At 69.7% G+C, this 13,772-nt stretch carries 10 protein-coding genes and 1 pseudogene; 7 read left to right on the top strand and 4 right to left on the bottom strand.

What is annotated here, in order from left to right; all coding sequences use genetic code 11:
• Positions 1-162 precede the first annotated feature (162 nt).
• Positions 163-2,145 (bottom strand): APC family permease, encoded by a 1,983-nt coding sequence (locus tag MMA15_RS26720; RefSeq protein ID WP_372498306.1) that lies wholly within the window; start codon positions 2,143-2,145, stop codon positions 163-165.
• 436 nt (positions 2,146-2,581) lie between these two features.
• On the opposite strand from MMA15_RS26720, the gene MMA15_RS26715 reads away from it, so the two are divergent.
• Positions 2,582-3,229, top strand: a complete 648-nt coding sequence (locus tag MMA15_RS26715) for a helix-turn-helix domain-containing protein (RefSeq protein ID WP_241062726.1) — start codon at positions 2,582-2,584, stop codon at positions 3,227-3,229.
• 105 nt (positions 3,230-3,334) lie between these two features.
• Here the strand turns inward: MMA15_RS26715 and MMA15_RS26710 are convergent, their stop codons facing one another.
• Positions 3,335-3,985 (bottom strand): DUF1028 domain-containing protein, encoded by a 651-nt coding sequence (locus MMA15_RS26710; RefSeq protein ID WP_241062725.1) that lies wholly within the window; start codon positions 3,983-3,985, stop codon positions 3,335-3,337.
• 187 nt (positions 3,986-4,172) lie between these two features.
• Between MMA15_RS26710 and MMA15_RS26705 the strand changes: the two genes are divergently transcribed.
• From MMA15_RS26705 to MMA15_RS26680, 6 genes and pseudogenes are all read left to right on the top strand, one after another.
• A complete protein-coding gene (locus tag MMA15_RS26705; RefSeq protein ID WP_241062724.1) occupies positions 4,173-5,690 on the top strand; it encodes an ABC transporter substrate-binding protein in 1,518 nt (505 codons plus the stop codon).
• Positions 5,687-6,634 carry an ABC transporter permease gene (locus MMA15_RS26700; RefSeq protein ID WP_241062723.1) on the top strand — a complete coding sequence of 316 codons (948 nt, stop codon included), beginning with the start codon at positions 5,687-5,689 and terminating at the stop codon, positions 6,632-6,634. Before MMA15_RS26705 ends, MMA15_RS26700 begins: the two co-directional genes overlap by 4 nt.
• On the top strand, positions 6,631-7,494 hold the full coding sequence (locus MMA15_RS26695) for an ABC transporter permease (RefSeq protein ID WP_241062722.1): 864 nt from the start codon (positions 6,631-6,633) through the stop codon (positions 7,492-7,494). Before MMA15_RS26700 ends, MMA15_RS26695 begins: the two co-directional genes overlap by 4 nt.
• Entirely contained in the window at positions 7,491-8,462 is a 972-nt protein-coding gene (locus MMA15_RS26690) for an ABC transporter ATP-binding protein (protein ID WP_241062721.1), read from the top strand. Before MMA15_RS26695 ends, MMA15_RS26690 begins: the two co-directional genes overlap by 4 nt.
• Positions 8,459-9,505, top strand: a complete 1,047-nt coding sequence (locus tag MMA15_RS26685; protein WP_241062720.1) for an ABC transporter ATP-binding protein — start codon at positions 8,459-8,461, stop codon at positions 9,503-9,505. The genes MMA15_RS26690 and MMA15_RS26685 overlap by 4 nt, the downstream gene beginning before the upstream one ends.
• A gap of 1,519 nt (positions 9,506-11,024) precedes the next feature.
• Positions 11,025-11,492: pseudogene (locus MMA15_RS26680) on the top strand (N-acetylmuramoyl-L-alanine amidase); the annotation flags it as partial.
• Between the two features lie 194 nt (positions 11,493-11,686).
• On the opposite strand, the gene MMA15_RS26675 reads toward MMA15_RS26680, so the two are convergent.
• Together MMA15_RS26675 and MMA15_RS26670 are read right to left on the bottom strand one after the other, a co-directional pair.
• A complete protein-coding gene (locus tag MMA15_RS26675; RefSeq protein ID WP_241062719.1) occupies positions 11,687-12,604 on the bottom strand; it encodes a fumarylacetoacetate hydrolase family protein in 918 nt (305 codons plus the stop codon).
• A 117-nt stretch (positions 12,605-12,721) separates the two neighbouring features.
• The gene (locus MMA15_RS26670) at positions 12,722-13,768 is read right to left on the bottom strand and encodes an FAD-dependent monooxygenase (protein ID WP_241063514.1); all 1,047 of its coding nucleotides are present in this window, start codon (positions 13,766-13,768) and stop codon (positions 12,722-12,724) included.
• Between the last annotated feature and the right edge of the window lie 4 nt (positions 13,769-13,772).

The following is a 13,772-nucleotide window of genomic DNA, read 5'->3' as shown; positions in this document are numbered from 1 at the left end:
GTCAACTGCCCCTCCCCCGGCGCCGCGACCGCTCGCCGGTGCTACAAGGGACGCGGTTCTTCAGTTGATCGAGAAACACCGACTGCATGCACCGGTCCATCGGCATCCGGCCTGTCGGTGGGCTCGCCCGGTCAAGGCACGGCCCCCGGCGGGGCCGCGAGGTCAGCCGCCGACGTGAATGCCGGGGCGACGTTCCGGGTCGGGCTCGTTGCTGCGGATGATCTCGCGTGTGACCGGAGCCGTGTCACCGCGGCCCAGCAGGAAGTAGCGGAACATGTGCCGGAGAGGGCTGCCTTCGGCCCACGAGAAGTAGCAGTGCGGCTGAACACCCGTGGCGTCGCGCAGGGCGAGCAGGATCGCGGCGATGGCGTTCGGGGCCGCCGGGGCCTCGGCTCGCAGGATCCGGTAACCCTCGACGTCGACGCCGTACACGGTGAGGGATTCGCTGAAGTCGGACGGGTCGACGACGTCGATCTCCAGGAACAGCACGTCGGCCGGGCCGGGGACCGGATTGTCGAGGCGCTGCTCGCGTTCCTTGGCGGAGTACTCAGCCTGGTCTCCGGCCTGACGCTGGTTGGCGATGATGTTGATGGCGTTGTCGTGGGCGAGGGTGTCGGTGATGAACCGACGGGCGGCCGGGTCGAAGACGATGCGGTCGGCCCGCAGTTCGGTGGTGCGAGAGACCCGGGAGATCAGCGACACGGTGACGATGCCAAGGATGAACAGGCCGGAGATGGCGATGCCGTCGGGCTTGTCGACGATGTTCGCGAGCAGCGCGTAGAGAAGCACCACGGTGAGTAGCCCGAAGCCGGTGGCGGCCGCGCGCCGGCGACTGCGGAAGACCGAAACGGTGACGGCGAACGCACCGGAGACCATCATGGCCAGGATGCCGGTGGCGTAGGCGCCGGCCTGGGCATCGACATCGGCGTCGAACCCGATCGTGATGAAGACGCAGAGGGCGGTGTAGACGATCACGACGGGCCGCACCGCGCGGCCCCATTCAGGGGCCATGCCGTAGTCGGGCAGATAGCGCGGGACGATGTTCACCAGCCCCGCCATCGCCGACGCGCCCGCGAACCAGAGGATCAAGATGGTGCTGATGTCGTAGACGGTGCCGAACGCCTCCCCGACGTGCTCGTGTGCCAGCCACGCCAGGGCACGGCCGTTGGCCGCACCGCCAGGCTCGAATTCCTTGTGGGGAATGAGGACGGTGGTCACGAAGCTCGCGCACAGCAGGTAGACGCTCATGATGAGCGCGGCAGTGGTCAGCAGCCTGCGGGTGTTGCGGATACGCGAGTGCAGCCGCTGCTCGTCATCGGAACCGTCGGCGGACACGAGCGGCATCATGCTCACCCCGGTCTCGAAGCCGGACAGGCCGAGCACCAGCAGCGGAAACGCCAGGAGCGCCGGCCCGGCCAGATCACCGAGTCCGCCCCCGCCCTCGATCAGGGCGTCCGTCCACGCGGACCAGGCTCCCGGCGTGGTGAACACCTCCACCAGTCCGACCGCGACCGTCACCGCGTTGAGCACCAGGAAGATCGCGACCAGCGGGATGGCCACACTCACCGCTTCACTGAAGCCGAGCAGGAACACCCCGCCGAGTACCAGCAGCAACGCCACGGTGATGGCGACCTCATGACCGTGCAGGGCATGGGGCAAGTAGGGGTTTTCCGTCATGTGCACCGAGGCGTCCGCCGCGGACAGGGTGATCGTGATGATCCACGACGTGGCCACGAAGCCGAGCAGGGCCAGCACGAACAGCTTGCCCCACCAGAACGGCAGCAGATCCTCCAGCATCGCCACCGACCCGGCTCCGTGGGGACTTTCGCGGGATACGCGCCGATACATCGGCAGCATCCCCGCCAGGGTCAAGATCACGATCAGCAACGTCGCCAGCGGGGAGACCGCCCCGGCCGCGAGTGCCGCGATCGCCGGTACATACGCCAGGCTGGAGAAGTAGTCCACCCCGGTCAGACACATCACCTTCCACCAGGCGTGGGATTCCGTATGCCCCTCACCGGTCGCCGGCCCGACCGGCTGCACCCGGTGGCGCAGCAGCCAGCCGGCCAGGCCTCCGGTCGGCTGGGGCCGAAGAGCGGGGCTGTCCACCGCTTCCGGCACGGCCGGGCCGTTCGTGTCTGCCATTTCTCCCTACGCCTCCGTATCCGCCCTGGGCACCGGTCACCGCTTCACGGCACCGCGACGAACACCGAGTATGCGGCCCTTCGACAGCGCGGACTCGATCGGGGTGCAACGCGACGATCGGGCGCTCTCGCCCTTGATGGTCCCTGGAACCACCAGCCTTGCGGCTCTGTCTGGGTCCGCACGCGAAAGGGATACGCGAGGTTCTTGTGCTTGTTGCGCGGGATTCGGACGTCGTCTCAGCTGGCGGCGTTTCAACTCGGTTGCGGGCGTACGTACTTCAAGACCTGCTGGAGTCGGATGCGAAGCCAGGCCGCGCATGAAAGGGAAGGACGTCGGACGTGGGCGGCCGGTACTCCGGGTGCGCTGCCGTGGACGCATAGAATTCTGGGGCGCTCATGAGGGCGTCCGACCGCAGCGGTGTACCGAAGGGTGAGGGATGCCGAGGAAACCCGCCGGGGAACCCGACGGTTCAGCAGGGGAGTTCGCGGAATCCCGGGACGTTCCCGCCGGAGACCGTGACGGCGAACTCGCCACCATCGGGAAGACCGTCCGGTCGACGCGGCGCCTCATGGGCATGACCGTCGAAGCGCTCGCGTCCCGCGCGGGCGTGAGCACGGGCGCGCTGAGCCAGCTCGAACGCGGTCAGGGCAATCCCTCCCTCCAGACGATGCAGCGCCTGGCCACCGCACTCAGCATCCCGCTGGTGCAGTTGCTCCAGGGAGCGGCCGAGCGCGAGCACCATGTCGTCCGCGCCGGTCACGGGCCCCGGCTGCCGGCGCCGAGCGACGACACCCGCGACTCGCAGGTGCTGCGCGAGCTGCTGACCCCGTCGGGCGGGCGTCTGCAAGTGATCCGGAGCGAGGTGCCTCCGGGGTTCAGCAATGAGGGACATTCCTATCGCCACCTGGGTCAGGAGTGCGTCGTCGTGCTGTCGGGGCGGCTCAGGGTGAGCATCGGCCAGGAGGTCGTCGACCTGTCGCAGGGCGACACGATCACGTACGACTGCACAGCCGCCCACTGGTGGGCCAACCCCGGAACGGAGACCACTGTGGTGCTCGGAGCGGTCACTCCCCTCGCCTTCTGACCGCCCCGTCACGGGCGGGTCGTTCACCAGCGCCGCACCGAACAGGCCGTACGGCAGCCCGAGTTCGGGATCTCGCGGTGGACCACCCGGGGGGCGGCACCGCCTTCAGCGGCCACCTCCGGACGGGTCCGCCGCGCCTGTGAAGACATCGTGCAGCGCGAGGAGGCGGCGCAACTCGCCGACCGGGTCCTCGTGATCGTCCACTCGCAGGTCCACGCGGGCCGGGCTGCGGAGGCTGCCGTCGTCGGCCGGGCCGACAACGCGCAGTGCGGCGCTCTGCCTGCCGCGGCGGTCCCCACCGGCTTCCTCGCCGCCGGCGAGTGCCGCGATCAGGCGGTGGGGCAGCGCGCCGACCGAGGCCAGGAAGGTGTCCCGCAGGGCGCTGAGAACCGGCGTTCCGGCGAGGCAGTTGCCGGCGGCCACGCATCCGGGACCGAGAAGATGTCCGGCGGTGCTCGTGCAGTCGGGGCCGGTCCACGCGGCGGCGTCGCCCGCCGGACCGAGCACCGCGAGCTGCCGCAGTGAACGTCCCGGGTCGGAGGAGATCAGGCGCTCGACCGTCTGAGCCGCGTCGAACCCGGCACGCAGATGCGTGATCCCACGCTCGGCGAACGTCGTGTTCGTGTGGGCCTGCGTCACGAGGGCGCCGGCGTCCGCGGCCAGGGCGGGTACGGAGGCTCCTACGGCGAGGGACTTCGACGCGGTGACGACGCCGAAGCTTCCGTCATCGTCCCGTACCACCAGGGAATAGGTCACGTCTTCCTCTCTGAACGGCCGGGCCGCAGCCCCCGTGTCATCTCCGGGTCACGTGTTATGGGCAGCGTCTTGACCTCGCTCGCCGGGGTTCGTAACGTGCCCGCCGTGCTTCGCAATAATGACGCACCTTCATCATAATGATGACAGGGTGCCGACGACCAGTCGACCGAAGCGGGGGAGTCAAGACGTGAGACGGCTGAGCCGATGGGCAGGCGCCGCACTCGTATCGGCCCTGCTCGGTGCGTGCTCGCCCGGCACTGGAGTGGACCCGGGCCTGAGCAAGGACGGCTCGGGGGTGGTGGCCGCGATCGCAGGTGAGCCCGACCAGCTCGACCCGCACCGCACCTCGGCGTACTTCTCCTTCCAGGTGCTGGAGAACACCTTCGACACCCTGGTCGAGCCGGACCGGAACCTCGACATGAGACCGGCGCTGGCCGAGCGCTGGAAGGTCAGCAAGGACCGGCTCACGTGGACGTTCACCCTCCGCGAGGGCGTCACGTGGCACGACGGCTCCGACTTCGGCGCCGACGACGTCGTCTACTCCTACCGACGCATCATCGACAAGAAGCTGGGGAACGCCTGGCGGTTCGACGGCGTCAAGGACATCTCGGCTCCGGACGATTCGACCGTCGTACTCAAGCTCGACAAGCCCATGTACAACCTGCTGTCCAGGATCGGCGGTCACAAGGGGCTCGCCATCGTCAACAAGAGGAACGTCGAGAGCGGGAAGATCAAGACGCACCCGGTCGGCACCGGGCCCTTCTCCTTCGACGACTACAACCCGGGCGAGTCGGTCCGGCTGAAGGCGAACCCGCACTGGTGGGGCGGCGCTCCGAAGATCCCGTCGCTGACCTTCCGGTTCATCCCCGAGCCCACGACGGCCGTCGCGGACCTGGAGGCCGGCGAGATCAACTGGACGGACAACATCCCGCCGCAGCAGGTCGAGAGGGTCTCGCAGAACCAGGACCTCAGGCTCGACACGGCCGTGGGCAACGACTACTGGTACCTGACGACCAACCAGGACCGCCGTCCGTTCGACGATCCGCGGGTCAGACGGGCCATCGCCTACGGCATCGACCGCAAGGCCATAGTCCAGGCCACGCAGTACGGCAACGCGACGGTCAACCAGCTGGCCATACCGAGGACCAACCCCTGGTACACGGCGTACTCGCCCTACTCGCACAACCCGCGCCGTGCGGCCAGGCTGCTCAAGTCCGCCGGCGTACGCGACCTGAAGATCGACATGCTGGTGACCAAGGAGTACCCCGAGACCGTCGTCGCGGGCCAGGTGATCGCGTCCCAGCTCGGGAAGATCGGGATCACCGTCAAGCCCCGCGAGGTCGACTTCGCCACCTGGCTGGACAAGCAGGGCAAGGGCGAATACGACATGCTGATGCTCGGCTGGCTCGGCAATCTCGACGCCGAGGACTTCTACTACGCCCAGCACCACTCCAAGGGGAACTTCAACTTCCAGAAGTACTCGAGCCCCAAGGTCGACAGGCTGCTGGAAGCGGGCCAGAAGGAGTCCGACAGGAAGGCCCGCAAGGTCCGTTACGCGCAGGCCGCCCGGCAGATCGCCGACGACGCGAGCTACATCTACCTCTACAACCCCGACATCGTGCAGGTGTGGGCACCGCAGTTGAAGGGATACAAGGTCCGCAGCGACGGTGCCGTCCGCTTCCGTGACGTGAGGCTGGCCGAATGATGCTGCGCTTCACGCTGGCCCGCACCGGGCACGCCGCGGTCGTCCTGCTGGGCGTTACGGTCGTCGTCTTCACGCTGATGCATCTCGTGCCGGGCGACCCGGTGCGGGTCGCTCTGGGCACGCAGTACACACCGGAGTCCTACCAGGCGCTGCGTACCGCGTCGGGACTCGACCGGCCGCTGATCAGCCAGTACTTCCACTACGTGGGCAGCGCCCTCACCGGTGATCTGGGAGTGAGCTTCCGCACGGGGGAACCGGTCACGCTCGTGCTGCTCGAACGCCTTCCGGCGACGCTCTCCCTGGCCTTCGCGGCCATGGTCATCGCCGTGGGGATCGCCTTTCCCCTCGGCGTCTACGCGGCGACGCACCAGGGCAGGATCAGCGACACGATCGTGCGCGTCGTGAGCCAATTCGGGGTCTCCGTACCGGACTTCTGGCTGGGCATCCTGTTCATCCTGCTGTTCTCCAGCACGCTGGGATGGCTGCCGCCCTCCGGTTACGTGCCGCTGACCGAGGACCCCCTCGGCTGGCTGTCCAGGGTGGTCATGCCCGCGACGGCAGTGGGCCTGGTCTCCGGGGCGATCATCACCCGCTTCGTCCGCAGCGCCGTACTCGAATCGCTCGGGTCCGAACACGCACGCACCGCCCGCGCCAAGGGACTGCGGCACCGCACCGTGCGGCGCCGTCATGTGGTCCGCAACGCGATGGTCCCCGTCATCACCGTGATCGGCGTCCAGGCGGCGATCCTGATGGGCGGGGTCATCGTCATCGAAGTGGTCTTCGCCTGGCCGGGGTTGGGGCGGCTGACGTTCGACGCCGTCTCGGCACGGGACTATCCCGTCGTGCAGGGGGCGGTGCTGCTGGTCGCGGCGTTGTTCCTGCTCGTCAGCATGGCCGTGGACCTGCTGTACGCGCGAATCGACCCGAGGATATCGATCCGATGAGCGCCCGTCCGTTCTCCGTGTGGAGTCATCTGCTGCGACGCCCCGTGTCCGCGGCCGGGCTCGCCGTCGTGGCGCTGCTCGTCGTTCTGGCCTTCCTGGGCCCGCAGCTCGCGCCGTACGGCCCGAACGCCGTCGACGTCACCCGCGCCCTCCAACCACCGAGCCTGGAGCACTGGTTCGGCACCGACGACCTGGGACGCGACGTCCTGAGCCGGGTCGTGCTAGCCGCGAGGGTCTCCTTGCAGGTCAGTCTGATCAGCGTGAGCATCGCGCTGGTCGCCGGGGTGGTCCTCGGTCTCCTCGCCGGCTATTTCCGGGGATGGGCCGACACCGTGATCATGCGGGTCGTCGATGTGGTCTTCGCGTTCCCGATCATGCTTCTGGCCATCGCGATCGTCGCCGTGCTCGGGCCCGGCGTCACCACCGCGACGATCGCGATCGGCGTGGTGTACGTACCGGTCTTCGCCCGCGTCACCCGCGCCAGCACGCTGGCGCTGCGCGAGGAGCCGTATGTGAAGGCCGCCGCCGGCATCGGCGCAGGGCCGCTGCGCATCATTCGCACCCACGTACTGCCCAACGTCTCGGCGCCGGTCATCGTCCAGACCTCGCTCAGCCTGGCGTTCGCGATCCTCTCGGAGGCGGCGCTGTCGTTCCTCGGACTCGGCGTGCAGCCGCCGCAACCGTCCTGGGGGCGGATGCTCTTCGACGGCAAGGGCTTCACCGACGCCTGGTGGATGAGCGTCTTCCCGGGGCTCGCCATCTTCGTCACGGTGCTCGCGTTCAATCTCGTGGGAGACGGGCTGCGGGACGTCCTGGACCCCCGCCGGCGTTCCGCGATGGAGTCCGGGAGGGGCCGATGAAGGCGCCCGGATTCGCCGTGCGAGACCTCGGCGTCGTCCTCGGCCGCGGCAGGCGGGCGGCCAGGGTCGTACGAGGAGTGTCGTGGTCCGTCGAAGCGGGACAGACGCTCGGCGTGGTCGGCGAGTCCGGCTCGGGGAAGTCGATGACGGTGCTCGCCTCGGCAGGGCTCGTCCCACCGCCGGCGACCGTCACCGGCAGCGCTCTCCTCGGCGGCCGGGACCTGCTGACGCTGTCCCGGCGTGAACTCGAAGGCATACGGGGACGGCGGCTCGGATTCGTCTTCCAGGACCCGATGACGTCGCTCAACCCGCTGCTCACGATCGAACGGCAGATCACCGAAGGCATCGAGGAACATCTCGGCGCCACCCGGCGGGCCGCCCGCGACCGTGCGCGTGAACTCCTCGACACGGTCGGCATCCCCGACCCCGACCGCCGACTGGACGCCTACCCGCACCAGTTGTCCGGCGGGATGCGACAGCGGGTGATGATCGCGATCGCGCTGTCCTGCGGACCGGACGTCCTCGTGGCGGACGAGCCGACGACGGCACTCGACGTCACGACGCAGGCGCAGATCCTGGACCTCGTGCGCGTACGGCAGGAGCGCACGGGCATGGCGGTGGTCTGGATCAGCCACGACCTCGCTGTGGTGGGCGGGCTCGCCGACGACGTCGTAGTGATGTACGGCGGACAGGTGGTCGAGCAGGCCCCCGTCGAGACCCTGCACAGCGCGCCCGTACATCCCTACACACGCGGCCTGTTGGGAGCGCGTCCGGTCCTCGGCCGACGACGCGACCAGCTCACCGCCATCCCGGGTACGCCCCCCGACCCCCGCGCGCTGCCGCCCGGCTGTGTCTTCTTCGACCGTTGCCCCGTGCAGGGAGATCCGCGGTGTGCGACCCAGATCCCGGATCTCCTGGAGGTCGGGCGGCGCCACTACGCCCGCACGTTCTGCCCGGAGGACAAGTGAAGAGCGCAGCAGGTCCGGGCACGGCCCCGGACACAGAGTCCGTACCGCTGCTGGACGTGCGGAACCTGTGCGTACGGTTCCCGGGCCCGAGGCAGGGCCGTCACCGCTCGTGGGTGCACGCGGTCGAGGACGTGTCCTTCGCCGTCGACCGTGGTCAGACGCTGGGTCTGGTAGGTGAGTCGGGGTCCGGCAAGTCGACGATAGGCAACGCGCTGACCCGTCTCGTCCCGGCCACGTCGGGAACGGTTCACCTCGACGGCCAGGACGTACTGGCAGCGCGCGGCGCCGCTTCGCGCGAGCTGCGACGGCGGATCGCGATGGTCTTCCAGGACCCGTACGCCTCACTCGACCCGAGGCGCACCGCCGGTGCGACCGTGCGGGAGCCCATGGACGTGCACCGGATGCTTTCCGGACGCGCGGAACGCAACCGCAGAGTGGCCGAACTCCTCGATCTCGTAGGGCTCGTACATCAGACCGCCGCCCGGTACCCGCACGAACTCTCCGGCGGTCAGCGCCAGCGCGTGAGCATCGCACGCGCCCTGGCGGCGAATCCGGACCTGATCGTCCTGGACGAATCGACCGCCTCCCTCGACGTCTCGGTCCAGGCGCAGATCATGAACCTGCTACGGGAGTTGCAGGGCGAACTCGGGCTCACCTACCTGTTCGTCTCCCACGACCTCGCCGCCGTCGAGCACATGAGCCACCGCGTCGTCGTGATGTACCTCGGCCGCCTCATGGAGACCGGCGGCACTGACGACCTCTACGCCCGCCCGGCGCATCCGTACACGCAGGCGCTCATGTCCGCGGTGCCCGACACGGACCCGGCCACGGAGAAGGGCCGTGAGCGAATCCTGCTCGGCGGCGACCCGCCCAGCCCACTCGATCCGCCGTCCGGCTGCGTGTTCCGCACCCGCTGTCCCCTGGCGGTCGACGAATGCGCCCAACCCGTCCCGCAGTTCACCGTCTCCGACAGCCACGTCGCCTGGTGCGTACGCACCGGCGACTCGCTGTCGCCGGAGCGGCTCCGCCGCTTCGTGCACTGACCGGCGGTCAGCGCCGGGTCTCCGACCAGAAGGGAGCACCGATTGAACAAGCCCGGCACCGGGAGGAGTTCGGGGGACCGATCCCAGCACACCGCCGTGGAGCCAGTCGTGCCCGGTGGCCTGGGAGACGCCGCGCAGTGGCTCCTGGACCGGGCGGCCGGGCCGCGATTCCGCGGCGGGTCAGCGACGCGACTGTGCGCGGCTCATCAGACCAATTAGCGCGACAAACCCCACAACCGGCGCTGGACGCCGGCAGAAGAGAGGAAGACGAATGGCGGGACGTCACCGTCGTAAAACAGTGACTTGGCATCGCGAAATCTCCAGATCCATCGGAAAGCGCAGCGGTGTTCTCATAGCGGGTGCCTTCGCAGCGAGCATCATGGCCGCCGGGTCGGCGGCCGCGGACACCGGGCCGGGGCCCGACTCGAGTACGAGCGCTCCTGATCCCGGTCCGGATGCGGGTCCGAACTCCGGTCCGGATGCGGGTCCGGACTCCGGCCCGGCCGGTGGTCCGGCTGCGGGTCCGGCTGCGGGTCCGGCCGATGGTCCGGCACCCGGTGGTCCTGCTCCCGGTCCGGATGCGGGGCCTGGATCGGGTCCGGCCCCCGGCCCTGCTGCGGGTCCAGCCTCCGGTCCGGCCGATGGTCCGGGGTCGGGTGGTCCTGCTGCGGGTCCGGATGCGGGGCCTGATTCGGGTCCGGCCCCCGGCCCTGCTCCTGGTCCGGCCGATGGTCCAGGATCGGGTGGTCCTGCTGCGGGTCCGGCCGGTGGTCCCGCTGCGGGCCCGGATGCGGGGCCTGGATCGGGTCCGGCCCCCGGCCCGGCTGCGGGTCCGGCCGATGGTCCGGGTCAGGGTCCTGGTTCGGGTCCTGCTCCTGGCCCGGATCACGGTCCCGATGCGGGCCCGCCCAATGCGCCGGACCCCGGCCCTGCTCCTGGCCCAGCACCCGGTCCGGATCACGGTCCCGATGCGGGCCCGGCCGATGGTCCGCCCACGGGTAGTCCAGCGAGTGGTCAGGGTTCCGGTCCGGCTCCCGGACCGGCTCCGTCCAATGGTCAGGGCTTGGGTCCGGCTCCCGGCCCGGCTCCTGGTCCGGGGCCCGATGGTCCGGCTCCGGGACCAGTTGCGGAACCGGAGCGGCACGCCGCCGACGGCCTCCCGGACGCCCCGGCTCCCGCACCTGTCGAGGAACCGGAACGGCACGCCGCCGACGGCCTCCCAGATGCCCCGGCTCCCGCTCCGGCCCCGGCCAACGGTCCGGCTCCCGCACCTGTCGAGGAACCGGAACGGCACGCCGCCGACGGCCTCCCAGATGCCCCGGCCCCTGCTCCCGCTCCCGCTCCGGCCAACGGTCCGGCTCCCGCCGACGCCCCGGCCCCGCCCCCGGCCGATGCTCCGGCTCCCGCACCGGTTCCGCCGCCCGCCGAAGCCCCGGCACCGGCACCCGCACCGGCCGAAGCCTCAGCCCCGCCGCCGCCCGAAGCCCCGGCTCCGCCGCCCGCCCCGGCCCCGCCGCCCGCCCAAGCTCCGGCGCCCGAATGGGACCCGGCCGACCCGGCGAACTTCACTCCCGGCCGGAACGGGGAGATCTCACAGATCGTCGTCCACGTCACGCAGGGCAGTTACGACAGCACGATCAACTGGTTCAAGAACCCGGACTCCCAGGTCAGCGCCCACTACGTGGTGCGTTCCTCGGACGGCAAGGTGACCCAGATGGTCGACGACGGCGACACCGCCTATCACGTGGGCAACGGCAACGCCACGGCGATCGGCATCGAGCACGAGGGCTTCGTCGACGACCCGTCGTCGTTCACCGAGGAGATGTACCGCTCCTCGGCCGCACTGACGCGGAGCCTGGCAGACAAGTACGGCATCCCGAAGGACCGTGAGCACATCGTCGGCCACAGCGAGGTTCCCGGTAACGACCACACGGACCCCGGTCCGAACTGGGACTGGGACAAGTACATGGGATACGTGAACAACTGATCGCGCGACGGGAGGCGCGTCAACTCTGTCAGACGCGTCAACTCTGTTAAAGGGGCGCCTCGGTGGTCCGGCGTCATGCTGAGCCACCGAGGCGCGTCATCCCTTCCGCCCCGACCCGTCTGCCGCGGGTAGTGCGGCAGCCGCGACGGGTTTGGAGTGCCCCCTCTACAAGGTGAGCGCGCAGGAGCCGCGAATCATGTGCGCGGTCGGACCGGAGTGAGTTCCGACGGGGGCCGCGGCCCGCGACCGGCCCCGAGGGTGGGACAGGGAACCGCGCCCTCGCTCGACACCCCCACCGCGAGCCGGTCCAAGCCGGTGATCTCCAACTCGATCCGATCGCCGTCCCGCACCGCACCCACCCCCTCCGGGGTGCCCGTCGTCACGACGTCGCCGGGCAGGAGCGTCATCACGGACGATGCGTAGGCGATCAGTCGCGGCACGTCCCAGATCAGGTCGGCAAGATCGGCTCTCTGGCGCAGCGTGCCGTTGACCCAGAGCTTGAGCTCCAACTCGTCGACCGTCTGTACTTCGTCGGGCGTGACCAGAGTCGGCCCCATCGGCGTGAACGTATCGAACGACTTGCGGACCGAGCGGTCCTCACCGCCGCGCATCGTCATGTCGAGCAACGACGTGAAGCCGAAGACGTGCTGGAGAGCGTCGGCAGCGCGCACGTGTCGAGCTGGGCGGCCGATCACTACAGCGAACTCGCCTTCCTGGTCGAACCGGCGGTCGGTATACGGAAGGCGTACGACGGACTCGTGGCCGGTCGCCGATGAGGGCGCCTTCAGGAAGACGCCGAGTGCGTCGATCTGGCTGTCGGAGCTCATCTCTGCCTGGTGGTTCCGGTAGTTGACCGGCGCAGCAACGATCTTCGAAGGTTCCGGTACGGGAGCGACGGGCACGACGTCGGCACGTGGCAGCCCGGTCGCCGTACGCAGAGCCTCCTCGGCCGTCCAGGCACCGGCGGTCGCGGCCTCGATGAGCCGGCGCATCGGTCCGTGCGGCCCTTTCGGAACACCTGCGGTCAAGTCGAGGACCACCGTGGGGTCGTCACCGGCGATCGCGCCGACTCTCATCGCGCCGTGGGCGTCACGGAAGCTGATGTATCGCACGGCGGTCCTCCTCGCGGGGTCGGTCGGCTTGGGCATCCGCTCGTGCGTAGAGCCAGTCGAGCTCTGACAGGTCATCGGCTCGCCGCAGCGCGAAGTACCGGTTGCGGATCGCCACGGTCAGCGGGTCGTCGGTGTGCCAGAGCTCCCCCACGGTCGGGCACTCGTCTGGCATCGGTGCGTCCGCGGCATGCGTGCCCGCTGGAACGCCGCGAACGCTTCCCCGACGTCGGCGTGGTGGGCCCGGAACTGGCGCTCCAGCTCGACGGCGTCCTCAAGCGCCTGGCAAGCGCCCTGGCCGAGGTATTGCAGCATCGGGTGCGCGGCGTCGCCGACGAGCAGCAGGCACCCGCGGATCCAGGTCGACGCGGGAGTCCTGTCGAACATGGGCCAGCTCCGGTCTCGCCCGATGGCCGCGACCGCGGTACGCACCTGGGGGCAGGTTTCGGCGAAGGCGGCGTCGAGGCTCTCCGCGGCGAGGTCCGTCCTCACGACCGCCACCTGGTTGTAGACCGCTCCCCCGCGTACCGGGTATTGCATGAGGTGAAGCCCCGGTGCCACCCACAGCACCACCGCGTCGTCGTCGATCTCCGTGGGCACCTCGTCGATCGGGAGCGTCCCCCGGTACGCCGCATAGCCGCTCGGTACGACGTCGTCCTGGATCACGTGCTTCCGCAACGTGGAATGGAGGCCGTCGGCCGCGATCAGGGCGGAAGTCTCGTACTCCGCACCGTCCGCGCACTTGACGCGGGCCTGGCCCGGACTGACGGTCGCCGAGGTCACGTGGCGTCCCGTCTCGACGGTGACCAGGTCGTTCGCCGCGCAATGCCGGACCAGTGCCTCTAGCAGATCCCCTCGGTGCAAGACGATGTAGGGGTAGCCGTAACGATGGTCGAAGCTGCTCAGGTCGAGGGTGGTCAGCACCTTGCCGGACCTCGCATCCCGCATGACGCCGCGCCGGGGAAAGACGGCACGCGGCCGGATGTCGTCGAGGATTCCCAGCTCGTCCAGCGCGCGGCTCGCGTTCGGCCCGACTTGGAGGCCGGCACCGATCTCGACGAGGGCGTCGGCTCTCTCGAGGACATGCACCTGTCTCCCGGAGCGGGCGATCCCCAAAGCGGTGGCAAGCCCTCCGATGCCGCCCCCCACGACCAGGGTCCGGTGCATGGCG

The sequence above is a fragment of the Streptomyces marispadix genome (assembly GCF_022524345.1).
Classification (GTDB): Bacteria; Actinomycetota; Actinomycetes; order Streptomycetales; family Streptomycetaceae; genus Streptomyces; species Streptomyces marispadix.
Note: the sequence above shows the minus strand (reverse complement) of the source record. Positions and strands in the feature narration are given on the sequence as shown.

Coding starts and splice junctions, on each gene's coding strand:
- MMA15_RS26700 (WP_241062723.1), top strand. CDS start 5,687: ATGATGCTGCGCTTCACGCTGGCCCGCACCGGGCACGCCGCGGTCGTC.
- MMA15_RS26695 (WP_241062722.1), top strand. CDS start 6,631: ATGAGCGCCCGTCCGTTCTCCGTGTGGAGTCATCTGCTGCGACGCCCC.
- MMA15_RS26720 (WP_372498306.1), bottom strand. CDS start 2,145: ATGGCAGACACGAACGGCCCGGCCGTGCCGGAAGCGGTGGACAGCCCC.
- MMA15_RS26690 (WP_241062721.1), top strand. CDS start 7,491: ATGAAGGCGCCCGGATTCGCCGTGCGAGACCTCGGCGTCGTCCTCGGC.
- MMA15_RS26670 (WP_241063514.1), bottom strand. CDS start 13,768: ATGCACCGGACCCTGGTCGTGGGGGGCGGCATCGGAGGGCTTGCCACC.
- MMA15_RS26715 (WP_241062726.1), top strand. CDS start 2,582: ATGCCGAGGAAACCCGCCGGGGAACCCGACGGTTCAGCAGGGGAGTTC.